Origin of the sequence: Sanguibacter sp. A247 (assembly GCF_052324925.1) — a bacterium.
GTDB lineage: Bacteria > Actinomycetota > Actinomycetes > Actinomycetales > Cellulomonadaceae > Flavimobilis.
The window spans coordinates 232183-255599 of record NZ_JBQPRE010000001.1 but is presented as its reverse complement, the minus strand read 5'-3'; the positions used below and the strand labels follow the sequence as shown (position 1 = coordinate 255599).

At 72.2% G+C, this 23417-nt stretch carries 17 protein-coding genes; 8 read left to right on the top strand and 9 right to left on the bottom strand.

All coding sequences use genetic code 11. The features are described from left to right. Nucleotides 1-154: 154 nt before the first annotated feature. The 6 genes from ACTVCO_RS01100 to ACTVCO_RS01075 all read left to right on the top strand — a co-directional run bounded on the left by ACTVCO_RS01100 (nt 155) and on the right by ACTVCO_RS01075 (nt 8267). Nucleotides 155-1765: an ABC transporter substrate-binding protein gene (locus tag ACTVCO_RS01100; RefSeq protein WP_443726542.1), complete on the top strand. Its 1611-nt coding sequence runs from the start codon at nt 155-157 to the stop codon at nt 1763-1765. A 136-nt stretch (nt 1766-1901) separates the two neighbouring features. Beyond that, nucleotides 1902-2978, top strand: coding sequence for an ABC transporter permease (locus tag ACTVCO_RS01095; protein WP_443726541.1), 1077 nt, complete (start codon nt 1902-1904; stop codon nt 2976-2978). After that, the gene (locus ACTVCO_RS01090; RefSeq protein WP_443726540.1) at nt 2975-3868 is read left to right on the top strand and encodes an ABC transporter permease; all 894 of its coding nucleotides are present in this window, start codon (nt 2975-2977) and stop codon (nt 3866-3868) included. Before ACTVCO_RS01095 ends, ACTVCO_RS01090 begins: the two co-directional genes overlap by 4 nt. After that, nucleotides 3865-5670: an ATP-binding cassette domain-containing protein gene (locus ACTVCO_RS01085; RefSeq protein WP_443726539.1), complete on the top strand. Its 1806-nt coding sequence runs from the start codon at nt 3865-3867 to the stop codon at nt 5668-5670. The genes ACTVCO_RS01090 and ACTVCO_RS01085 overlap by 4 nt, the downstream gene beginning before the upstream one ends. Before the next feature lie 171 nt (nt 5671-5841). Further along, nucleotides 5842-7554, top strand: a complete 1713-nt coding sequence (locus tag ACTVCO_RS01080; RefSeq protein WP_443726538.1) for an amidohydrolase — start codon at nt 5842-5844, stop codon at nt 7552-7554. A gap of 95 nt (nt 7555-7649) precedes the next feature. After that, nucleotides 7650-8267 carry a 3'-5' exonuclease gene (locus tag ACTVCO_RS01075; protein ID WP_443726537.1) on the top strand — a complete coding sequence of 206 codons (618 nt, stop codon included), beginning with the start codon at nt 7650-7652 and terminating at the stop codon, nt 8265-8267. A 43-nt stretch (nt 8268-8310) separates the two neighbouring features. Here the strand turns inward: ACTVCO_RS01075 and ACTVCO_RS01070 are convergent, their stop codons facing one another. The 6 genes from ACTVCO_RS01070 to ACTVCO_RS01045 form a co-directional block, all read right to left on the bottom strand. After that, a complete protein-coding gene (locus ACTVCO_RS01070; RefSeq protein ID WP_443726536.1) occupies nt 8311-8811 on the bottom strand; it encodes a M15 family metallopeptidase in 501 nt (166 codons plus the stop codon). Nucleotides 8812-8820: 9 nt separating this feature from the next. Then, on the bottom strand, nt 8821-9492 hold the full coding sequence (locus ACTVCO_RS01065) for an AAA family ATPase (RefSeq protein WP_443726535.1): 672 nt from the start codon (nt 9490-9492) through the stop codon (nt 8821-8823). Nucleotides 9493-9494: 2 nt separating this feature from the next. Beyond that, nucleotides 9495-12584 (bottom strand): AAA family ATPase, encoded by a 3090-nt coding sequence (locus tag ACTVCO_RS01060; RefSeq protein ID WP_443726534.1) that lies wholly within the window; start codon nt 12582-12584, stop codon nt 9495-9497. Continuing rightward, nucleotides 12584-13783: an exonuclease SbcCD subunit D gene (locus ACTVCO_RS01055; protein ID WP_443726533.1), complete on the bottom strand. Its 1200-nt coding sequence runs from the start codon at nt 13781-13783 to the stop codon at nt 12584-12586. Before ACTVCO_RS01055 ends, ACTVCO_RS01060 begins: the two co-directional genes overlap by 1 nt. A gap of 483 nt (nt 13784-14266) precedes the next feature. Further along, nucleotides 14267-14743, bottom strand: coding sequence for an aminoacyl-tRNA deacylase (locus ACTVCO_RS01050; protein WP_443726532.1), 477 nt, complete (start codon nt 14741-14743; stop codon nt 14267-14269). Next, on the bottom strand, nt 14740-15591 hold the full coding sequence (locus ACTVCO_RS01045) for a hypothetical protein (RefSeq protein ID WP_443726531.1): 852 nt from the start codon (nt 15589-15591) through the stop codon (nt 14740-14742). The genes ACTVCO_RS01050 and ACTVCO_RS01045 overlap by 4 nt, the downstream gene beginning before the upstream one ends. Nucleotides 15592-15732: 141 nt before the next feature. On the opposite strand from ACTVCO_RS01045, the gene ACTVCO_RS01040 reads away from it, so the two are divergent. Together ACTVCO_RS01040 and hrpA are read left to right on the top strand one after the other, a co-directional pair. Further along, nucleotides 15733-16206: a hypothetical protein gene (locus ACTVCO_RS01040; RefSeq protein ID WP_443726530.1), complete on the top strand. Its 474-nt coding sequence runs from the start codon at nt 15733-15735 to the stop codon at nt 16204-16206. A 55-nt stretch (nt 16207-16261) separates the two neighbouring features. Then, a complete protein-coding gene (gene hrpA, locus ACTVCO_RS01035; RefSeq protein ID WP_443726529.1) occupies nt 16262-20926 on the top strand; it encodes an ATP-dependent RNA helicase HrpA in 4665 nt (1554 codons plus the stop codon). A gap of 112 nt (nt 20927-21038) precedes the next feature. Here the strand turns inward: hrpA and ACTVCO_RS01030 are convergent, their stop codons facing one another. The 3 genes from ACTVCO_RS01030 to ACTVCO_RS01020 all read right to left on the bottom strand — a co-directional run bounded on the left by ACTVCO_RS01030 (nt 21039) and on the right by ACTVCO_RS01020 (nt 23266). Beyond that, entirely contained in the window at nt 21039-22019 is a 981-nt protein-coding gene (locus ACTVCO_RS01030) for a hypothetical protein (protein WP_443726528.1), read from the bottom strand. Further along, nucleotides 22016-22363: a GntR family transcriptional regulator gene (locus ACTVCO_RS01025; protein WP_443726527.1), complete on the bottom strand. Its 348-nt coding sequence runs from the start codon at nt 22361-22363 to the stop codon at nt 22016-22018. The genes ACTVCO_RS01030 and ACTVCO_RS01025 overlap by 4 nt, the downstream gene beginning before the upstream one ends. A 99-nt stretch (nt 22364-22462) precedes the next feature. Continuing rightward, on the bottom strand, nt 22463-23266 hold the full coding sequence (locus ACTVCO_RS01020) for a MerR family transcriptional regulator (protein WP_443726526.1): 804 nt from the start codon (nt 23264-23266) through the stop codon (nt 22463-22465). Nucleotides 23267-23417 lie beyond the last annotated feature (151 nt).

The window sequence follows — 23417 nt, the reverse complement described above, 5'->3', positions numbered from 1 at the left end:
AGTGAGGATTGTGGGTGTCGTCCAACGAGCGTTATCTTTCCGCCGACGCACGGGCCCAACCCCGCGCCGCACGACGCGACGACTACCCGACGCGCACCACGCCACCACCCGGAGCAGGGACACCCTGACCGTCACGAAAGGACTCGGTACCTCGATGTCCATCACCCGCCGCCGCACCCGCGGCGCCCTCGCGACGACGCTCGCGCTCGGCCTCACCCTGGCCCTCGCCGCGTGCGCACCCTCGACCCCCGCCCCGGGCACCTCGACCGCGCCCTCCGCGGTCGCGACCGACCCGACCAAGGAGCTCGACCAGCTCACCGTCGGCCTCGCCGCGAGCGCTGAGACCCTCGACGTCGCCAACTCCGGCCTCATGGTCGCCTACACGATCGCCGTCCTCGCGCAGGAAGGACTCGTCGGGATCGACGACTCCGGCGCCATCGTCCCCGCGCTCGCCGAGGGCTGGACGACGACCGACAACCAGACCTTCGTCTACACGCTCCGCGAGGCGACGTTCTCCGACGGCACACCCGTGACGACCGACGACGTCGTCGCATCGATCAACCACTACCGCGACGCCGAGAAGGCACCGTCGACCGCCTACTACTGGCCAGCAGTGAAGTCGGTCGAGGCGACGGGCGAGCGCGAGGTGACGATCACCCTGGAGACGCCGTCGGCAACCTTCGCGTGGACCCCCTCGGCCGCCGCCGGCCTGTTCATCGCTCCCAAGAAGTGGCTCGAGAGCGCACAGACGATCGGCTCCCCGGCCGACCTTCTCGTGGGAACCGGCCCGTACACGATCACCGAGTTCGTCCCCGGCTCGCACGTGAGCGCCCAGCGCAACGAGAAGTACTGGGGCACGAAGGGCCGCGCCGCCACCGTGCGTCTCGACTTCATCACCGATGACAACACGCGCCTGCTCGCCTTCCAGGAGGGCTCGCTCGACATCGCGTTCAACGTCCCCGTCGACCAGGCCGACCAGTGGTCCAAGGTTGAGGGCGCGCGCCTCGAGACCGTCGACGACAACTCGTGGCAGGGCCTCATGTTCAACCCCGCGACGAAGCCGTTCGACGAGCTCGGAGTGCGTCAGGCCATCGCCCACGCGATCGACCGCGACTCCATCACGACCGGGCTCCTCAAGGGCAAGGCGACCCCCGCCACCGGCATCACCGCCCCCGGCCAGCTCGCCGTGGGCACGAGCCCCGAGGCGGCCAAGGCTGCCGTCGCCGAGCTGCCCGTTGCCGCATTCGACCTCGATGCTGCCCGCGCCGCGCTCGCCACGTCGTCCGTCCCCTCAGGCTTCGAGACGACGATTGCCTACCCTGACTCGATGCCCGCCCTCGGGCGCGCCTCGCTCGCGATCGCCGAGCAGCTCAAGCAGATCGGCATCACGCTCGAGGTCAAGCAGATCCCCGTGAGCGAATGGTCGAACTCGTTCGGCAACGGCGAGGGCATCCAGTGGATGAGCTACACGCCGCCCGTCCCGACCGACTGGCCGACCGACTGGCTCCTGGGCGAGTTCAATCCGGAGGGCTTCAAGAACGAGGCGATCACCGGCCTGCAGGCCGAGGCCGCAGTCGCCGCGACGCCCGCCGACCGCCTCGCCAAGGTGACCGAGGCCTCGAAGCTCGCGCTCGAGCAGCAGCTCTTTGCACCCGTCTACTGGGGCACTTCGACCACGGCCATCGGTTCACGCGTCGCTACGGACGGCTTCTCGCAGTACTTCTTCCAGACGCCCTGGCCGACTCGCGTCGTTCCCACCGCCTGACGGGGCCGTCTCACCGCAACGTCACGCACAATGGGGGTGGGCCGCACTCGCGGGCCACCCCCGTGTCACACCCCGGCTACGCCACAACCCCGCGCGGCCACAGCCCGCCACTCCTCAGGAGCCGAGAACCGCCACCGTGCCCGTCGTCCGCTTCTTGCTGCGTCGCCTCGCAGCGCTGACCGCACTGCTGGTCGCGCTGTCCTTCATCGTGTTCTCGCTGCTCCACATCGCACCGGGCAACCTCGTGAAGAACCTTCTCGGACCCCGTCCCGCGACCCCCGAAGCCGTCGCCGCGATCCGCGCTCGCTACCACCTCGACGAGCCGTTCTTCGCGCAGTACGTCCACTGGCTCGGCGGGGTCGTGCGCGGCGACCTCGGTGTCTCGGCCCGCACGGGGACCGACATCACGACCGTCCTCGGCGACCGGCTCGGCCTCACGCTCCTCACCGCAGGCATCGCAGCGCTCCTCGCGATCGGCATCGGCGTCCCCCTCGGCATCCGCGCAGCCCAGCGCACCGGCTCGCTCACCGACCGCGTCATCGTCGGCTCCGCCGTCATCGGCGTCTCCGCCCCCGGATTCGCCGTCGGCCTGCTGCTCCTCTACGTCTTCGCCGTCATGCTCGGCTGGTTCCCGCTGTACGGGACGGGCGAGCCCGGGCTCGACCGGCTGCGACACCTCGCGCTCCCCGCGGTCGCACTCGCACTCGGCACGGGCGCCATGGTCGTCAAGGTGACGCGGACCGCCGTGGCCCGCGAGCTCGAGCAGGACTACGTGACCTTCGCCCGCTCACGCGGCGTCCCTGAGCGCACCGTGCGACGCATGTACCTGCGTAACGCATCCGTCCCCGTCGTCACGAGCGCCGGTCTCGTCGTCGCCGGTCTCGTCGGCGGTTCAGTGCTCGTCGAGAACGTCTTCGCGCTGCCCGGGCTCGGCGTTCTGCTCGCCGACTCGATCACGTACAAGGACGTCGCCGTCGTCCAAGCGATCACGCTGCTCGTCGCCGCCACGATCGGCGTGACGACAGCCCTCGTCGACCTCTACACCGCGATCGCCGACCCGCGCGTGCGTCGGGCAACCGTCGGGCACGGACGCAGCCGTCGCCCGCTGCCCGGGGGGACGGACGGCGCCGCGACGGCGACGCACCCAGCCGGGACGACCCCGCACGGACCGCACACAACCGCGCCCGACGACGCCGCGGGAGGCCGCTCATGACCACGACCGGACGCACCCCGACGGCCCACCGCACACCCACCGAATCGCGCGTGCGCACCCGCCTCGCACGCGCGATCCGAGCGCTGCGGCGCGTCCCCGGTTCCGTCACGGTGTCGGCGCTGCTGCTCCTCGGCGTCGCCGCCCTCGTCATCGTTCCGTTCGCGCCCCACGCCCTCGACCAGGACATCCTGCTCGGCACGACCCCCGCGGGAACCCCCGGGCACCCCCTCGGAACGGACAACCTCGGGCGCGACGTCCTCGCACTCACCCTCGCAGGCGCGCAGTCCGCGGTCGTCGGGCCAGTCGTCGTCGCGCTCGGTTCGATGCTCCTCGGCATCATCCTCGGTTCGCTCGCCGGCTACCGCGGCGGCTGGATCGACGCCGTCGTGTCCCGCTACGTCGACCTCACCCTCGCCATGCCCGCGCTCCTGCTCGCCATCGTCGTCGCAGGCGTCATCGGTGGGGGCTACTGGATCACGGTGGCAGTGCTCGTCGTCCTCTTCTCGCCGAGCGACATCCGCATCATCCGCGGCGCAGTGCTGCAGCACGCCCACCGGCCCTACATCGAGTCGACGCGCGTGCTCGGCCTCTCGCCCTGGCGCGTGATGATGCGCCACATCCTGCCGAACGTGCGACCCCTCGTGCTCACGACGATGTTCCTCAACATCGCCTACGCGCTCGTGTCGATGTCCGGCCTCACGTACCTAGGGCTCGGCGTCAGCCCGGGCGCAGCCGACTGGGGCCTGCAGCTGTCCGACGGTCGCGATCTGCTCTACACAAATCCGGCGGCGTCGGTCATCCCGGGGCTCGCCATCATCCTCGTGGCGACGGCCGTCAACATCGTCGGCGACCATCTCTCCGAACGCCTCGACCAAGGGGAGGACGCATGACCGACGCGGCCCTCACCCTCACCGACCTGCGCATCACTGCGCGCTCAGGTGCGCACGACCGAGAGATCGTGCACGGAGTTTCGCTCACGGTGCCGCGCGGCCGCACCCTGGGCATCGTCGGCGAGTCAGGATCCGGCAAGACGATGCTCGTGCGGTCCCTCACGGGACTCCTGCCCGCGGGCGTCACCGCCACAGGAACGTACGAGCTCGACGGGACGCGCCTCGCGCTCAACGGCAGCCCCCGCGCCTGGTCGCGAGTCCGCGGACGCCGCATCGTCCTCGTGCTGCAAGATCCCTTCACCTCGCTCGACCCCATGCGCCGCTGCGGCGCGCAGATCCTTGCCGGGCGCCGCACGGAGCACTCACGGCGCTGGTCGCGCACGGCCCGCGCCGATCACGCGGCCGAGATCACGCGACGTCTTGCAGAGGTCGGGCTGCCCGCACACGTCGGGCAGCAGTACCCGCACGAGCTCTCAGGCGGCATGCGGCAACGCGTCGCACTTGCCGCGGCGCTCGCCGCCGACCCCGACGTGCTTCTCGCCGACGAGCCCACGACAGCGCTCGACGTCACGACGCAGCGCGAAATTCTCGACCTGCTCGGTCGCATCCAGGCCGCACGCGGCATGACCGTCGTCCTCATCACGCACGACCTTGCGCTCGCCCGCGAGCGCTGCGACGACATCGCCGTCATGCGCGCGGGCGAGATCGTCGAGCACGGTACCGCTGACGAGGTTTTCACCCACCCACGGCACCCATACACGCGGCAGCTGCACGAGGCAGCCGTGGGCCGCGTGCGCGCCGGAGCCGCACCCGCCTCGGGTGCGTTGTTGCAGGTCTCAGGCCTGCGCAAGACGTTCCATGGGGCAGCCGGGCCAGCCGTTGCCGACGTCTCACTCGACGTCACACCTGGCGAGTGCGTCGGAATCGTCGGCGAGTCCGGGTCGGGCAAGACGACAGTCGCCCGGATCATCGTCGGGCTCGAAACTGCGGACGCCGGGGTCGTGCGGTTCGCGGACGCGGAGCACGAGGTGCGGGCCGACGCTGGTCGCGCGGGCGCGGGCTCCGGCTTCGGCACGGACACGGGCTTAGGCTCCGGCACGGGCTCCGGCACGGGCTCCGGCTCGGGCACGGGCACGGGCTCCGGCTCGGACACGGGCATGGGCTCGGACACGGGCTTGGGCTTGGGCTCCGGCACGGGCTCCGCCCCGGGCTCGGATGGTGGGCGCAAGGGCGCCGTCGGGCGGCGTTCACGGGCGCCGCACGGGACCGGACGCGACCCTCGCGACGTCCAGATCGTCTTCCAGGACCCGTACTCCGCGCTCAACCCAGCATTGACGATCGGTGCGATGCTCGACGAGGCGCTGGCGGTGGGGCCGCGGTCGCGGACGGTCGACGACCTCCTCACGATGGTCGGCTTGCCGACCTCGTACGCACGACGCCTCCCCGCCCGGCTCTCGGGCGGTGAGCGGCAGCGTGTCGCGATCGCGCGCGCCCTCGCGCCCGAGCCGCGGCTGCTCGTGTGCGACGAGTCCGTCTCGGCGCTCGACGTGTCGGTCCAGGGGCAGATCCTCGACCTGCTGAGCGAGCTGCGCCGGAGTCTCGGACTGACGATCCTCTTCATCTCCCACGACCTCACGGTCATGCAGCAGGTGACCGACCGGGTCTACGTCATGCGCGCGGGGCATGTGGTCGAGTCAGGGGCGACGTCGCAGGTGCTCGCCGAGCCCGCGCACCCCTACACGCGCGCGCTCCTCGCGGCGGTCCCGGGATCCCCCACCGCCCCGCCCCCTCCCACCCAATAGTCCCCCAGCAGCTCCTCACCAGGCCCTCGATAGCCGATCGGCACATCTCAGCTGTGCAGATCCGCTATCCAAGGCCCCGCCGGGCCCGCGCGGGCCCGGCGCGGGCGGGCCGGGCCGGGGCCGGGTACCGTTCGGGGAACCCCTCCCAGCCGAGCACGACCGGAGCAGCACATGACCAGCCAGCCCGCCCCCGACGTCGTCCTCGTCGGCGGGCACGTCTTCGCCGCGACGCCCGGGGTCGACGCTCCCGTCGCCGCCGCCGTCGCACTCACGGGCGAGCGCATCACGGCCGTCGGCCCCGACGCTGAGCTGCGCGCACTCGCCGGCCCGCACACGCGCATCGTCGACGTCACGGGACGGCTCGTCGTGCCCGGATTCCAGGACACACACGTTCACCCGATCCTCGCGGCCGGAATGGACGCACGGCTCAACGTCCTCGGGCAGCCTGACCTCGCGAGCACGCTCGCCGCGATCGGCACGTGGGCGACCGAGCACCCCGAGCTCGAGTGGGTGACCGGGTGGGGCTGGCAGGCCGACCACTTCGAGGGCGGATTCCCGACGCGCGAGCAGCTCGACGCGCTCGTACCTGACCGTCCCGCGTTCCTCCACCGCTCGGATGGCCACGCCTCGTGGGTGAACACGCGCGCGATCGAGCTCACGGGCCTCAACGACGACGGCACGGGCCGCCCGCCCGCCGACCCGCCCGGCGGGTACGTGCAGCGCGACGCCGACGGGCAGGCCACCGGCGTGCTCATCGAGTGGGCGACGGGCCTCGTCGAGAAGCACGTGCCCGACGCACCGCTCGCCGACCGGCTCACCCACCTGCTCTCGGGGCAGCGCACGCTCCTGTCCCAGGGCATCACCGCCTGGCAGGACGCGTCGGTCCGGCCGGCCGAGCAGGAGGTGTACGAGCTCGCCGCCGCGCAGGGCACGCTCGTCGCGACCGTCGTCGGCGCGCTGCGCTGGGAGCACGAGCGCGGGTCTGAGCAGGTGGCCGAGCTCGTCGAGCGTCGGCGGGACGTCGAGGACCGCGCGCGTGCGCGCGGCGAGGGCTCGTCCCGGTTCCGTCCGACGAGCGTGAAGATCATGCAAGACGGGGTCGTCGACGGGTCGCTCACCGCGGCGATGCTCGACCCCTACCTCGACGTCGACGGCACGGTGTCGAACAACTGCGGGGACTCCTACCACCCGGTTGCCGAGCTCGACCGGCTCGTCACGGCCCTCATGGCCGAGGGCTTCCAGCCTCACTTCCACGCGATCGGTGACCGCGGGGTGCGCGAGTGCATCGACGCGGTTGAGCACGCGCGAGCGACGCTCGACGCCGCACCCCATCCCGACGGGTCCGGGCGGGACGTCCGGCCGATCCTCTCGCACGTCCAGGTCGTCCACCCCGACGATCGCGCGCGCGTCGCGCCCCTCGGCATGGTCGTCTCGGCGCAGCCCTTGTGGGCGAACTGCGAGGACGTGCAGACCGAGCTGACGATGCCGTTCCTCGGTGAGGAGCGCTCCGCGTGGCAGTACCCGTTCGCGTCGTTCGCCGCCGCGGGCGCACAGCTCGCGGGCGGCTCGGACTGGCCGGTGTCGACCGCTGACCCGCTCCAGGGCATCCACACGGCCGTGACGCGGCGCCTGTTCGGTGAGGACCGTGCGGCGCTCTACCCGGCTGAGGCCCTGACACTCGCCGATGCGGTGCGCATGTACACGTACGGCTCGGCGGTCGCGAACCATCGCGAGGACGAGTCTGGCACCGTGACGCCGGGTCTGCTCGCCGACCTCGCGATCATCGATCGCAACATCTTTGCCGGTGGCGTTGAGGAGATCGGGGCCGCGCGCGTCGTGGCGACGTGGGTGCGGGGCGTCGAGGTGTTCCGGGCCGACGGCTGACGCGGCCACCACCCGCGCGGCACGCGCGGCACGCGCGGCACGCGCGGCACGCGCGGCTCCGCCACCGGCAAGGCCGTTCGTGGCAGGATCGGGCCGTGCCCTACGCCGTGATCGACACCGAGACCACTGGATTCTCGCCCCGCACCGGGGACCGCGTGCTCGAGATCGCCGTCGTCCGTCTGGACGACAGCGGGGACGTGGTCGACACGTGGGAGACGCTCCTCAATCCGCGCCGGAGCGTGGGTGCGACGCACGTGCACGGCATCACGGCAGCCGACGTGGCGGGCGCGCCCGAGTTCAGCGAGGTCGCCTCGCACGTGACGGGCCTGCTCGCCGGGCACGTCGTCGTCGGGCACAACATCGACTTCGACCTCCGCTTCCTCACCGCGGAGCTCGAGGCGGTGAACGAGCCGTTCACGCTCGGCGGGACGCTGTGCACGCAGCGGCTCGCGCCCGACTACCTTCCCGGGCCGAAGCGGACGCTTGCGATCTGCTGCGAGCAGGCGGGCATCGTCAACACTCATGCGCACTCGGCGCTCGGTGACACGTTGGCGACCGCCGAGCTGTTCGCGTTCTACCTGCGCCACCATCGCGGTGCGCCGCCGTGGGCGCACATCGTCGCTGCAGCCAGCGCCGGCAGACGCCCCGACGACCTGTTCTCTCTGCTCACGGCACCGCACCCGCCGCGCACGCTCGCACGCGCGGCCCGTTGACCGGACGGCACGCTGACCGGACGGCACGCTGACCGGACGGCTTTCAGGGCCGGTAGGTCCAGTGCCAGGGTTCGTCCGCGATGGTCTCGACGAACCCGTGAGCCGCTGCGTGCGCGCGCATCCATTCGACCTCGTCCCAGTCGAGCGTGAGGTCGACGCTGAGGCCGAGGCCGTGGTCGGACTCACCGGGTGGGGCGGCGCGGCCACCGTCGGCGAGGAGGCCGTACTTCTCGACCATCTGCAGCTGCGTGTCGTAGTCGCGGTAGGCGGAGTTGATGGTCCAGGTCACGCCCGCGTCTGCGGCGGCGCTCCGCAGGGACTCGAAGGCGGTAGCGGCATCGCGACGCAGGGCGTGACCCTCGCAGATGAGGGCGAGGTCGTCCTGCGGGAGGCGACCGTTGGCTGCGGTCTGCGCGGTCTGCGCGGTCGGTTCGCCGGTGGGGTCGGTCGAGCCCGCTGTCGTGGACTTCATGGTGACGGCGACGACGACGACGGCGACGAGTGCGACGACGAAGACCGCGACACAACGGCGGAAGACTCTCATGCGGGGAGGTTAGGGCGTTGGTCGCGGGGGTGGCGTCCACCCGGAGGTTGACCGCCGGGCCCGGTCGTACGACTCGGGTCGTTGGCGAGTGGGCGCTACCGCCATCACCGGGTCGCCCGGCCACCCGGTGACGGCGAGGACGTGCGTCGCGACGGCGGCGCGGTCAAGGTGTGTGACGTCGATACGGTGGTCGTAGAAGGGGGCAGTCCCCTGGCCTGCTGCGTCGAGCTCGTCGTCGTCGCGAAGGGAGCTCGCGTACATCGCGTCGATCCATGCGTCGTCTCGTTGTCGAGCTCGCTCGCGGGCGGCGAGGCGTTCGCGTCGCGTTGCGGCGTCGACGTGGAGGCGGACGATCGTCCAGTCGGCACCGGGCACGAGGTCGGTGTGGAGCGCAGCCTGCGCGCCGGTGCTGACGCACCCTGAGACGACGACGGCATCGGCTCCGTGAGCGCGGTAGACGCCGATCATCGCGGCGAGGCCGGCGGCCTTGACGCGGAAGTTGGCGCTGTCGTCGGCGGGCGCGGGCCGGCACATGCCGAGGTCGTCAGTGTCGATACGGGCAGCGTGTATGCCGCGTTCGAGGAGCGTCGAGTACGTCCAGTACGACGCGTCGGACTTTCCCGAGCCGCTTGCGCCGACGAACCACAAGATGCGCAGGTTGCGCTCCGGAGGGGTGCTCACCGTCAGCCTCCTGCGATGACGTCGAGGGTCGAGGAGCCGTCGGGGCGACGCGTCACGGAGATGCGGTCCGCGATCGCCTGCTTCATCGCGTCGACGTGAGAGACGACGCCCACGGTGCGTCCGCCGGCCTGGAGGTGGCTGAGCTCGGTCATGACGAGCTCGAGCGTGTCCGGGTCGAGGGATCCGAAGCCTTCGTCGACGAAGAGCGTGCCGAGGTCGATGCCGCCGGCCTCGGCGGTGACCACATCGGCGAGGCCGAGCGCGAGGCACAGCGACACGTAGAACGTCTCACCGCCCGAGAGCGTGGTGGGTTCGCGGTCGTCCTCAGTCTTGTGGTCGCGCACGCGCAGCGCGAGGCCGAGCCTGCGCCCTCCACCCTTCTCCTTAGCGTCGGAGCGGCGCAGCTCGTAGCGGCCGGAGGACATCTGGCGGAGCCGATCGTTGGCGGCGTCGAGCACCTCGTCGAAGCGGCGCGCGAGGACGTACGTCGAGAGGGTGAGTGCCGCGGCGTTGTCGGACGTCGACGCGTCGGCGAGGTTGGCCATGCGGATGATGGGGGCCGTCGATGCGTGGGTGCCTGCGGCGACGGTGACGGCCGCGACGACGTCGGCGACGCCGCTGCGGGCGCGGGTGTGTGCGCCGTCCGCGGTGGCGGCGGCGGCGACGGCTGCGTCGCGTCGTGCGCGGGTCTCGTCGAGAGCGGCCTCGGCGGCCGCGAGCGTTGCGGTTGCGGTGGCGGTGTCGACCTCGGCGGGGAGCGCTGCGATCTCGGGCTCGGCGAGTGCCGCGCGTTCCGCGGCGACCTGCTGGTCGTAGAGCGTGGTCGACGACTCGAGGGCCTGGACCGATGTGCGGTCGAGGACAGCGGCCCGGGCTTCGTCGGCGTCGCCGAGCTCGGCCTCGGCGAGCGCGGTCGCGAGCGCGATCCGAGCGGCATCGAGCGCTCCGGCGGCGAGCTCTGCAGCGGATCGGGCGGCGGCGACCGCTGCGAGATGCTCCTCCTGATCGACGAGGTCGTCATGAACGGCGGCAAGCGTCGGTGGTTCTGCGTCCGGTGCGGCATGCTCAGCGCATGCCGCGGCGACCTTGTCCGTGTCGGCGACGAGGTTGGCTCGATCGGCCTCGATCGCGGCCTCGGCGGTGTTCGCGGCGTCGCGTTCGGCGTCGACCGTGGTGCGCAGGGCGTTGGTTGTGACGTCGTGGTCGGCGATCTGCCGAGTGAGGGTCTCGACGTCGCGCGCGGCGACGGTCGCGGCGGCGAGCGCCGCGGCCGCCGCGTCGACGGCACCGTCCGCGTCGACGGCGGTGAGCCCGCCGGTGCGTTCGACGAGCGTCGCACGCTCGGCGTCGAGTGCGGAGCGTGCGTCGCGCGCCTCCTGGGCCTGCGCCTCGGCTGCGACCCGGGCGTCAGCTGCGGCTTCGACCTGTTCGGGCGAGACGTGGTCGTCCCCGCGCGGTGCGGGGGCGGGATGGTCGGTCGCCCCGCACACGACGCACGGCGTGCCGTCGACGAGGTCGCGCGCAAGCTCGCCCGCGATTCCGTCGATCCGTGCGAGGCGCAACGCTGCTTCACGCTCGACGGAGCTTCTGGCGGCCGCGAGGCGGTTGGCGAGGACGGTGTCGGCCTCGGCGATGCGCTGGTCATGGGCGGCGAGCGCGTCGACCGCGCGTCGGGCGGCGAGCGCTGCGGTGTGGTCGGCCTCGCGCTGTGGGACGAGCGCGGCGCCCTGCTGCGCCTCACCGAGGCGTTCAGCGAGCGCGGCGCGCTCGGTGGGGCGTGCGGCGAGCGCTGCGGCGTCGGCTTCGGCGGTCGCACGCTGGCGCGCGAGCGCTACGACACGTGTCTCAAGCGTCGCTGCTCGCTCCGTGAGTCCTGCCTCGAGCTCGACGAGATGCTCGAGCTTGGTGGCAGCGGTGCGACGCGCGGCGGCCAGCACTGCGGCGTCAGCGTCGGGGGCGGTGAGGAGCGCGGCGACGACGGGGTGCTCGCGTGCGCTCGTGAGGGTGTCGTCGTGCGCATGCGTCGCAGCGGCGTGCGCGGTCGTGGTCTTCTCCACGTCGTCGAGCCGGGCGACGACGCTCGCGGCTCGTCGGGCAGCGGCAAGACGCGCGACGTCGTGGGCCTGCTGCTCAGCACGCGCGTCAAGCTCGGCGAGACGCCTGGCAGCGGACTCGCGCCGCGTGACGAGCGCGAGCGCGGATCGCGCGAGCCGGGCAACCCCCTCGCGTTCGGTGTGCGTGGCCGTGGCGGTGTCGCGTGCGGCGAGCGCGAGGCCGTGCTCGGTCTCGAGGCGGGCCTGGTGCGCGGCGACGAGCGCGAGGAGCGCCTCGGAGGAGTCGGGCGCGGCAGCGAGCGCGCGCAGCTCGGCGGCGGCAGCCTCGTCGAGGCCGCTCGCGAACGCTGCGACGGCGAGGGTGATCTGGGCGTCAGAGTCCTTGCGGGAGGCGAGCGCAGCCTTGCGGGCGTCGACGAGCCCGCTCTGGACACGCTGGTAGATCTCGGTTCCGAAGACCTTCTGGAGGAGCGTGGAGCGGTCCTCGGGCCTGGCCCGGAGGAAGCTCGCAAACTCGCCCTGCGGCAAAACGATCGTCTGGACGAGCTGCTCACGGGTGAGCCCGACGATCCGCGTCATCTCGGTGCCGACCTCGTCGGCGCGCCCGGAGAGGAACGTGCCCGGGGTCTGGTCGCCGAGGTCGCGGTCGAGGTCGAGGGCATCGAGGTCGGTCGTGGACAGCTCCCAGAGCTTGGCGGTCGCCTGCTGCCTCGTCGTGCCGTTGCCGCGCTGCTTGGGACGGTCGTACGCGGGGCTGCGACGCACGCGATAGAGGCCTGCTCCGGTCTCGAGGACGAGGTCGACGTACGACTCGGTGCCAGGCCCGACGTGCGTGGAGCGGAGCCGGTCGTCGCTCGCGGCGTCGGCGGCGACCTTGCCGTAGAGCGCGTAGACGATCGCGTCGATGATCGTCGACTTGCCGGCGCCCGTCGGGCCTTCGAGCAGGTAGAGACCGCTCGCGCCGAGGCGCACGAAGTTGATCGTGTGGCGGTCGGGGTAGGGACCGACGGCCTGGAACGTGAGGGTGTGGAGGCGCATCAGGCGCTCACCTCCGTGCGCTGCGCGGCCTCGAGCGCGTCCCGGAGGACGGCCTGCTCGGCGTCGTCAGGCGCACCGCCGCGGACGTGTTCGACGAAGTCGCAGCACACGTCGAAGGGGTCGGAGGCGGCGGTGACGGTGCGCGGGCCGGAGGCCGCGCCGCGCTCGGGCGGGTCGTGGAGGATGACGAGCGCGTGCGGCATGACGTCCTTGACGCGCGCGACGAGGTGCTCGGGACGCTGCGCGTCGGTGACGGTGACACGCACCCAGTCCGCGGCGTGCGCCGCACCGAGCGCGCCCGTGACCTCGTCGAACGTGCCGCGCACGTCGGCGAGCCGGCGCGGCACGGGTGCGGGCACGAGCACGGGCTCGCCGACGACGCCGTCGGAGCCGAGCTCGACGAGGACGGTCGACTTGCGGTGGTCCTTCTCGGAGAAGGAGTAAGCGAGCGGCGACCCTGAGTAGCGAGCGACGGTGCGCGTACCGCCGGGCCCGTCGGCAACGGGGACGCGCTGCGGGCCGTGGAGGTGCCCCAGCGCGACGTAGTCCACCCCACGCAGTACCCCGGCGGGCACGTTGTCGACGCCGCCGACGCGGATGTCCCGCTCGGACTCGCTCGCCTCGCCGCCGACGACGAACGTGTGGGCGATGAGCACGGCCGGAACCCGCGCGGGATCGGCGGCGCGCCGCGCGTCGAGGTCTGCGCGCACCCGGGCGGTCGCGGCGGCCGTCACGGCCTCGTGCGACCGGGCGAGCGGCTCATCACCGGGCTCGGCGAGCCGGTGGCGAGCGTCGTCGGGGTCGAGGTACGGCAGTGCGTAGACGTACGCGCCCACGCCGCCGTCGCGGTCACGCAGGACGACGGGCGCACCGACGTCCGCGACCGACGCGCGCACGTGGAGGCCGTCGCGCATGAGCTCAGCCCCGAAGCCGAGGCGCGTCGCGGAGTCGTGGTTGCCGGGGGTGAGGACGACCTGCGTCACCTCGGAGAGGCGTCGCAGCACGTCGGAGAGCATGCGGACGGCCTCGACAGGCGGGATCGCGCGGTCGTAGACGTCACCCGCGACGACGACCGCGTCAACCTCACGCTCACGGACGACCCCGACGAGGTGGTCGAGGAACTCGGCCTGGTGCCCGAGCAGGTCGACGCCGTGCAGCGTGCGCCCGAGGTGCCAGTCGGAGGTGTGGAGGATCCGCATGCGCCGCACGCTACCCCGAGCCACAGACATTTCCGGACGGCGCCGTGCGCCGAGGGACGAGGTCCCGCCCGCGCCGGAGGCCGCGCCGAGGGCTGCGCCGAAGTCCGCGCCCGCTTAGCTGCGTCCATGCACCCCCAGGAGGTGCCGACACGCAACGTACTCGCAGGCGTGGACGAGAAGACTGCGCCCACGTCTGCGCCGAAGGCCGCGCCCGCTTAGCTGCGTCCACGCACCCCCAGGGGGTGCCGACACGCAACGTACTCGCAGACGTGGACGAGGAAACTGCGCCGAGGGACGAAGCCCCGCCCGCGCCGAAGTCCGCGCCCGCTTAGCTGCGTCCATGCACCCCCAGGAGGTGCCGACACGCAACGTACTCGCCGACGTAGACGAGAAGACTGCGCCGAGGCACCCCCGAGGGGTGCCTGGACGCAAGCAGCTCGCTCAGACCCGCTCGCTCAGGCCGGCTCGGTCACGCCGGCTCGGTCAGGCGGGGTCCGTGACGTCCGCGACGGTCGCGGCGAGCACGCGCACGAGGTCCGCCCCGTCGACGGTCGCGGCTGTGCCGTGCGCACCTGCGCCGATCGACACCTGTCCGACGACCCGCGTGTCGGCGACGACGGGCCAGGCAGTCGTCGAGCCGAACGGGGTGATCGTGCCGCGTTCATAGCCGGTGACCTCGAACGCCGTCGTGGCGTCGGGCATCGACATGCGCGTGACGCCGAGCAGCTCGCGCAGCTTGGGCCAGGAGATCTGCCGGTCGCCGGGGACGAGGACGAGAAGGAAGTCGCCCTCCCCCCGCCGCACCACGAGCGTCTTGACGATGCCCGACGGTTCCACGCCGCGAGCCGCGGCGGCCTCCGCGAGCGAGGACACGCGCCCGTGCGTCGTGATCGTGAAGGTGAGGCCGGCCGCTTCGAGGGCCGCGCGGGCGCGGGAGGCGCCGTCGGGAGAGGCGGTCATGCGTCGTATCCTCGACGATCCCCATCCCGGCCCCGGTCCCTATCCCCGTCCCGATCCCGATCCCGGTCCCGATCCCCGTTCCCATCCCGGTCCCGATCCCCATCCCGTTCCCGATCCGGGTCCCGATCCGGGTCCGGGTCCAGGTCCGGGTCCGGGTCCGGGTCCAGGTCCAGGTCCAGCCCACCCGCGGGTGCGCCGGCTGTGTCCCCCGCGCGGTCCCCCGCACGCGCGCCTATCTCTGTCTCGTCGGCGCGAGGGTCCTGTGGGATGCGCGGGAACTGCGCGAGCTGCGCCCGACGCGCCCGCACGAACAGCGCGACGAGCACGACGAACGCCGCGAACGCGAGCATGAGGACAACCTGCCCGTACATGACGGTCCCGCCCGACGCGACCCACAGCTCGAGGTCCGACGGCGGCTCGACGGGCAGCAGTGACCCGTCGGACGCGGTCGCGGTGGGCGTCGGCGTCCCGAGAATCTCGCCTCGGGTCGCGGCCTCCTGGGCCGCGGCCGTCCCGGGCGCGAGCAGCATCGCGACGCCCCACGGCAGCCCGACCGCCCACACGCCGGCAAGGACGAGGAATCGCATCGGCACGAAGCGCCGGTCCATGCGCAGCGGCGACGCGTCGGACGTGAACCCGCGCAGTGCGATCGTCACGCCAGCTGCGTAGACGATGGCGAACGCGAGCAGCCACCCCTTCGTCAGCTCCGAGTCCTCGTCCTTCACCCACACGACGAGCGCGAGCAGCGGCAGCACGAGGAGCAGCAGCCCGACGGTCGCGTCCCCCGGCGCGGGCGGCGTGCAGCGCTGGCCCGTGCGGGCATAGGTGACGGGGCGGTCGACGCTCATGTGCACCATCCTGCCCCGTCCGCGTCCGGAACACATGGCTCCGGCTCGAGGTGCGCTGAATCTCCGCGGGCGTTCTGCGCCAGTGTCGGTGCCCCCGACTAGGCTCGGGACCGTCACGCCCCCACACTTCACGGAGGACCCATGACCGCCCGTCGTCTCACCGCTCTCGCCGTCGCCGCGATGCTCGGTGCGTCCGTGCTCGCCGGATGCTCCGACGACGGGTCGGTGACGTTACCGTCGGGCGACCAGCTCAAGCAGATGATCGACTCGGGCACGCAACGCGCCAAGGAGCTCGCCGCGAAGGCTGACGAGGCCCGCGCGGGTCTTGAGGGTCTGACCGGCGAGGCACGAGGCCTCGCGGAGAAGGCGGTCGGCGAGGCGCAGGGTGCAGCCGAGCAGGCCCGCTCGGCGCTCGGGGTGGCTCAGTCCGCGAAGGGCGACGCGGAGGCAAAGGTCGCCGACGCTCGCGAGGCGCTCGACAAGGCGAAGGCTGACCTCGACGCGGCCCGTGAGCGCCTGGAGAAGGACGACTCGGCCGCCGGGAAGGCGGCGAACGAGGCGCTCGCGAAGGTCGAGGCCGAGCTCGAGAGCCTCCTCGGGAACCTCCAGGGCTGATGCTCGGGGCGCCGCCGAGAATCGAGGTTGCATCGCCCTGGGAGAATGGGTGCCCGTGAGCACACCGTCCGGTTCCAACGCGTCCGAGGGGCGTCCCCGTCGGGGTCGCGGCGGCCGCGGTCGCGGCCCGGCACAGGGGTCCCCGCAGGGCCCGTCGCGGGGCGGCGGCAAGGGTCGGGGTCGCGGTCGGCGCGACACGTTCGACCGCGAGGTGCTCGACGTCCGCGCTCTCGCGCGGGCGACGCGCGCCGCGGAGGTCCGCGCGCTCGTCGACGTCCCCGCGATCACCTACCCGGAGAATCTCCCGGTCTCGGCGCAGCGTGAGGAGATCGCGAACGCGATCCGCGACCACCAGGTCGTCATCGTCGCGGGCGCGACGGGCTCGGGCAAGACGACACAGCTGCCGAAGATCCTGCTCGACCTCGGCCGGGGCCGGGCGGGTCAGATCGGCCACACGCAGCCGCGCCGTCTCGCGGCACGCACGGTAGCGGAACGCATCGCCGAGGAGGTCGGCGACGAGCACACGGGCTCCGACGGGCAGGTGCGGCGGGGCCGCACCGGCGGCGTCGTCGGCTACCAGGTGCGGTTCACGGACGAGAGCTCGGACCGCACACTCGTCAAGGTGATGACCGATGGCATCCTGCTCGCGCAGATCCAGCGCGACCCGCTGCTGCGCGCGTACGACACGCTCGTCATTGACGAAGCGCACGAGCGCTCGCTCAACATCGACTTCTTGCTCGGCTACCTCACGCAGCTGCTGCCGCAGCGCCCCGACCTCAAGCTGGTCATCACGTCGGCGACGATCGACTCGGAACGCTTCGCGGAGCACTTCGCGTCCGTGGCGGCCGACGGGTCTCGGGCGCCAGCACCCGTCATCGAGGTCTCCGGCCGCACGTATCCGGTGGAGATCCGCTACCGGCCGCTCGTCGAGGACCTGCCTGATCCCGCGGACGACAAGGGCACGTCCACGGGCGCGGTCGGCGGGGGCAAGGCCGCGAAGAAGAAGCGCCCGGCCAAGGCCGTCGAGCGCGACCTCATGACGGGGGTGTGCGAGGCCGTCGACGAGCTCTTCGCCGCTGGGCCCGGTGACATCCTCGTGTTCTTCTCGGGTGAGCGTGAGATCCGGGACGCGGCCGACGCGCTGCGCGGTCACCTCGGTGACCGTGTCGACGGGCGTGGCACGCCGTTGTCGGTCGAGATCGTGCCGCTGTACGCGCGGTTGTCGGCCGCTGAACAGCACCGAGTGTTCGAGTCGCACGGCGGCCGACGCATCGTGCTCGCGACGAACGTCGCGGAGACGTCGCTCACGGTCCCAGGGATCCGGTACGTCATCGATCCCGGGACGGCCCGGATCTCGCGGTACTCGAAGGCGACGAAGGTGCAGCGTCTGCCGATCGAGCCCGTCTCCCAGGCGAGCGCGAACCAGCGGTCGGGGCGCTGTGGACGCGTCGCCGACGGCATCGCGATCCGCCTGTACTCCGAGTCTGACTTCGACGGGCGCCCAGAGTTCACGGACCCCGAGATCCTGCGGACCTCGCTTGCGAGCGTCATCCTGCAGATGATCTCGTCGGGGGTGGCGACCGGGCCCGCCGACGTCGCGAGCTTCCCGTTCGTCGACCCGCCCGACGTCCGCGCAGTGCGCGACGGCGTCAACCTCCTCACCGAGCTCGGTGCCCTCGGTGAGGGCGCGAGCCTCACGCCGACGGGCCGCACGCTTGCGCGCCTGCCGATGGATCCGCGCTTGGGCCGCATGATCATCGAAGGTGCCCGGCGTGGCGTCGGCCGTGAGGTCCTCATCGTCGCGGCCGTCCTGTCGATCCAGGACCCGCGTGAGCGTCCGACCGAGCAGCGTCAGCACGCCGATCAGATGCATGGGCGCTTCGCTGATCCGACGTCGGACTTCCTCACGTACCTCAACCTGTGGGAGTACCTCAAGGAGCAGCGGCGCGTCCTGTCGTCGTCGGCGTTCCGCCGCCTGTGCAAGGCGGAGTTCATCAACTTCTTGCGGGTCCGCGAGTGGCAGGACCTCGTCGGGCAGCTCAAGGACATGGCGGAGCAGCTCGACCTCGAGATCAAGCCGGCGTCGCGCGCGGTCGTCGCGGACGGCTCGGGCTCGGGCGTCGTGCGTCGTTCTGCGCCCGGCGCGCGGGCGCTCACGGTGGCCGAGGCCATGGCTGAGGCCGAGGCTCGCGACGGGGGCACGGCCCCGGAGGCCGAGACGCACCGCTTCCGCTGGGACGGCGACACGATCCACCGCGCGCTGCTCGCGGGGATGCTCTCGCAGGTCGGTATGCAGCAGGTGACCGAGGTCGGCGCGCAGCGGCCGGGGCGGCCCGCGCGCGAGGATCGTCGGGCGGCGCGGCAGGCACGCAACGAGTACGTCGGGGCGCGCAACGCGCACTTTGCGATCTTCCCGGGCTCGCACCTCTCGAAGAAGCCGCCCGCGTGGATCATGGCGGGTGAGCTCGTCGAGACGAGCCGCCTGTGGGCGCGCGAGGTTGCACGCATCGAACCTGAGTGGGCCGAGGAGGTCGGCGCACACCTCGTCAAGCACGTGTACTCCGAGCCGCACTGGTCCTCAAAGCAGGGGGCGGCGCAGGCCTTCGAGAAGGTTCTGCTGCATGGTCTGCCGGTCGTTGCGCAGCGCAAGGTGCTGTTCTCGCGCGTCGACCCGGTGGGTGCGCGCGAGATGTTCCTGCGCAAGGCGCTCGTCGAGGGTGAGTGGAGCACGCGGCACGAGTTCTTCGCGCGCAATCGCGAGCTGCTCGACGAGGCCGAACAGCTTGAGGCGCGCACGCGGCGGCGTGACCTCGTCGTCGATGACGACACGCTCTACGCGTTCTACGACGCGCGCGTGCCCGCGGACGTGGTCTCGGCCCAGCATTTCGACCGCTGGTGGAAGGATGCTCGACGCACCGATCCGGATCTGCTGACGTTCACGACCGAGCTCCTCGTCCCCGCGGCGACCGACGTCAACCTCGCTGACTATCCCGACACGTGGGAGCAGGGCGACCTGCGGCTTCCGCTCACGTACGAGCTCTCCCCGGGGCGGCAGTCCGACGGCGTCACGGTCCACGTGCCGCTCGCGGTCCTCGACCGCGTGGTGCCCGACGGCTTCGACTGGCTCGTCCCCGGCGTGTGGGATGAGCTCGCGACGGCCACGATCCGGGCTCTTCCGAAGAGCGTTCGCGTGCAGCTTGTTCCGGCGCCGGACGTCGCACGTGACGTCGTGGCGTGGCTGCGCGAGCACGAGGCTCAGTGGCTCGACGTCACGCGTGCGGGTGACATGGCTCCGTCGTTCCATGAGGCGTTCGCGCGCGCAGTGCGCGCGCTGCGGGACGTCGTCGTTCCCGACGACGCGTGGGGTGCTGCGACGCTGCCGGACCATCTGCGCATGCAGTTCCGGGTGGTCGATTCGCGGGGAACGATCGTTGACGAGGGCGCCGACCTGCTCGCGTTGCAACGCCGGCTACGGTCGCGGACGCAGGCGGAGGTCCGGACGGCGGTCCGCACGGCTCTGGCCGACGCCCTCCGGGAGTCGAGCGCGTCGTCACCCTCCACGGGCTCGACTCGTCGGGCTGCAGCACCATCGAACGGTGCTGGAGACCTCCAAGTCGCGTCCCCTGAAACGACTCGTAGCGTCGTAGCACCATCGAACGGTGCTGAAGACCTCCGAGTCGAGGAGGCGGCCGTGCTGCTCGCCGAGCAGGAGCGGCTCACCACCTGGCCGACGCTCACGACGCCCACCGGCGAGCCTGTCCCCGGCGACGCGCTGCCTGACGAGGTCGTCACACGACTCGGCGCAGGCCCGTCGGCCACGACCGTGCGCGGCTACCCGACGCTCGTCGTCGAGCTCGCGCCCGCGGGCGCGAAGGGCGCATCGTCGGGCGGGTCCGGGGCGGGCGGCAAGCGCCCGGCGGGCGCGCAGGGCGGCCGCAACGTCGAGTCCGTCGCGCTGCGCATCCTCGCGGACCGCCGCCGCCAGGCACCCGACCACGCGGCGGGCGTGCGCGCACTCCTCCTCGCGGAGACCGGCCTGCAGACGCAGCGCGTGACGACGCGGTGGACGGGTCAGCAGGCGCTCACGCTCGCGTCGAGCCCGTACCGCACGACCGACGCGCTCGTCGCCGACGTGCAGAAGGCAGCGATCGCCGCGCTGACGTGGGGCACGGAGCCCGGGATCCCCGAGGCGTCGACGATCCGCTCGCGCGCAGCATACGAGGCCGCGCGCACCGTCGTCCGCGAGCGCCTCGAGGAGCGGGTCCACGAGATCGTCGGGCATGTCGTCGCGGCCCTGGCCGCAGCGCGCGAGCTCGACACGCAGGTCCGTGGATCGACAAGCCTCGCGCTGCTCAACACGCTCACGGACGTGCGCGACGACGCGGCGAGGCTCGTGTTCGACGGCTTTGTCACCGCGACCCCGCCCGAGCGGTTGCGCCACCTGCCGCGGTACCTGCGCGCGGCCTCGCACCGCCTGACGAAGGCCGAGCAGAACCCGAACCGCGACGCAGAGCTCGCGTGGAAGATCCGCGACATCGAGGACGTCTATGACCGCGCGCGAGCCGCGTACGCGGCGGGCAAGCCCGACGACGCCCGCCTCGCGGCGCTCGACGAGGCGCGCTGGATGCTCGAGGAGCTGCGCGTGTCGTTCTTCGCGCAGCAGCTCGGCACGGACGGCACCGTCTCGGAGAAGCGGATCCGCGGACTGCTCGCGGGCTGAGGCGTCGGCGCTCGGCTCGTGCCCCCGGGTCGCGGGCGAGGCAGCATTGGGACGCTCGGCGGCGCTGGCCGGCCTTACTCGACGCGACGGCGTGACGAGTCCCTGACGTTCGTCAGCGCCCCCGCCCCGCGAGCGTCGCGAGGAGGGCCGCGCCTGTCGCGGCGTCGTCGACCGTGACGACGATCCGGCGTCCGCCCGTCGCGCGCACCTCGATGCCCTCGCCCTTGCGCAGGACCATGCCGATGCTGCCGTCGAGCGCCGTCCGGATGCCCCAACCGCCGAACTCGCTGAGCGGCTTCACGTGGGTGACGCTCACGTCTTCGATCTCGTCGAGCGGGACGGTGATCTTGGGCCAGGGCACCATGGTGCGCGCGGTGAGGCCGCGGCGGTCGACGATGACGGTAGCGCGCATGAGCGCGAGCAGCGGCAGGAGCCCGACGGCGAGGACGAGACCGATCCACCAGGCGGTGGCGATGCCGAGCAGGACCCCGCCAGCGACGACGAGCGCAGCGAACGTGAGCGTCGTCGCCATGCTCTGCCCGACGGTCTGCACCCAGACCGCGCGGGCGTCGGCCTTGAGGGCGAGCGTCGCGGTCGTGGGGGGCAATGTCGTCGCGGCGGGTCGCGCGGGGTCGCGGGGGACGACGCAGCCGGCAGCGATCCCCGCGACAAAGGAAGCTCCGACGGTGAGGAGGACGCCGCCGCCGATGCCGGTCGCGGTAGTCGCGTCGTCGAGGCCGCGCTGGGCGTCGAACGTCACGACAAGCAGTCCGCCGAGGAAGACGGCGAGCCAGACGGCGATCCCGCTCGCAAACCGTCGGGTCATGGCGGCCTGCCCCGAGAACCGGGCCAGGGCCCACATGCCGACGGAGAGGACCACGCAGATGACGGTGAACGGGAAGATCACGCTGGCCATCGATCCGACTGCGTCGACGCCGTCGTTGCCCCAGTGGGTGGCGACCTGGGTGGGGAGCTCGTCGCGCCAGCTGAGGACGAGTGCGACCGCGGCCGTGATGATGGCGAGCGGCAGGGCGAGCGTGAGGAGCGTCGTGACGTGACGGTGGGGAGCTGTTCGGGTCGTCGTGGTGTTCATCGCAGCGCTTCCTTGACGAGTGCGGTCGTGGTGCGGGGGTCGAGCCCGAGGCGGTGGGACTCGGTGACGAGCTGGTTGATGGCGGCGCGCAGGGCAGGGTCGTCGAGCGTGTGCGCGACCGTGGCGCCGCGGCCCCGGCGGAGCTCGACGACGCCCTCGTCGCGTAGCTCCTGGTAGGCGCGCAGGACGGTGTGGAGGTTGACGTCGAGGCTTGCGGCGACGTCGCGTGCTGGGGCGAGGCGGTCGCCCGCGTGAAGCTCGCCCGCGGCGATCGCGGCGCGCACCTGCGCGGCGAGCTGCTCGAACAGCGGCTCGGGAGCGGCGGGGTCGATCTTCAGAAGCATGACATCATCATACTTGTTCGCACACAACTAGAACAAGCCTTGATGGCTTGGGGCCTCCTCGCCGTTCGACGGCGGGAACGCGTCGCTCCGTCGCGAGGATCAGCGTGGCGTCACGGGCGCCGAGACCTCCATCACGGGTCCGCCGAGCCCACGCCCCCACGACGGCAGGTACGTCTCGCGGTTGTCACCGACCACTGCGAGCGTCCCGTCGCCCGCACCCAGTGCCACATGGTCGTGCACCGCAACCACGAACGACTGGTCAGCGGCCTGCTCCTGGTTGAGCCCGACAACCAGCTCACGTCCCGGCTCGTCCGCGATGAGCGCCATGCCCGGGGGCGGCGCGAGCGGCTCCCCGACGGGAGCCTGCACCGTGATCCGCGCGGCCGAGTGCTCCGTCGCGCGCTCGTGATAGACGACGGCCGGCGCACCGGCGAGCGCAGCCCCAGCCTCCTCGAGCGCAGTGAAGAGCCGCTCGGTGAGCGCCGGGATGCACCCGGCAAGCTCACCGAGCGTCGCGGTTGAGCCGATCGTGAGCAGCAGCCGCGCCGGAACCTCGCGCACCTCGTGCTCAAGGTCGAGGGCCGGCCGGCCCGCGAGCACGGACCGCACATAGGTCGCAGCCGCCAGCCGCCCCTCGAGGGTCGCCCGAGCCGCATCCCACAGCTCGTCAAACTCGGCGACCGGATCAGTCGCGTCAAGGACGGCGGCGACGTCCGAGAGTGCAACATCGAGCGCACGCAGGAGCACGACGGTGCGGCCCCGGACCACCTGGTCGACGTCATAGCTCCGCGGCCCGTCACCATCGCGTGTGGCGGCAAGGAGTCCCCGGTCGGTCCAGAGGCGCACGGCCTTCTCGGAGACACCAAGGATTCGGGCGAGGGATCCAGTCGTCAGAAGCGGCATGACGCTGACGCTAGGGCCTGCCCCAGGGGCAGGCGCAAGTGCCCGACGACGACGGTGCCGTCGCGCCGCTCCCGCACCATGACCACCGGCTCGCATCGGCACCTTCACCCCACAGATCGCACCCTCGGTTTGCACGCCGACACCCTCGCGG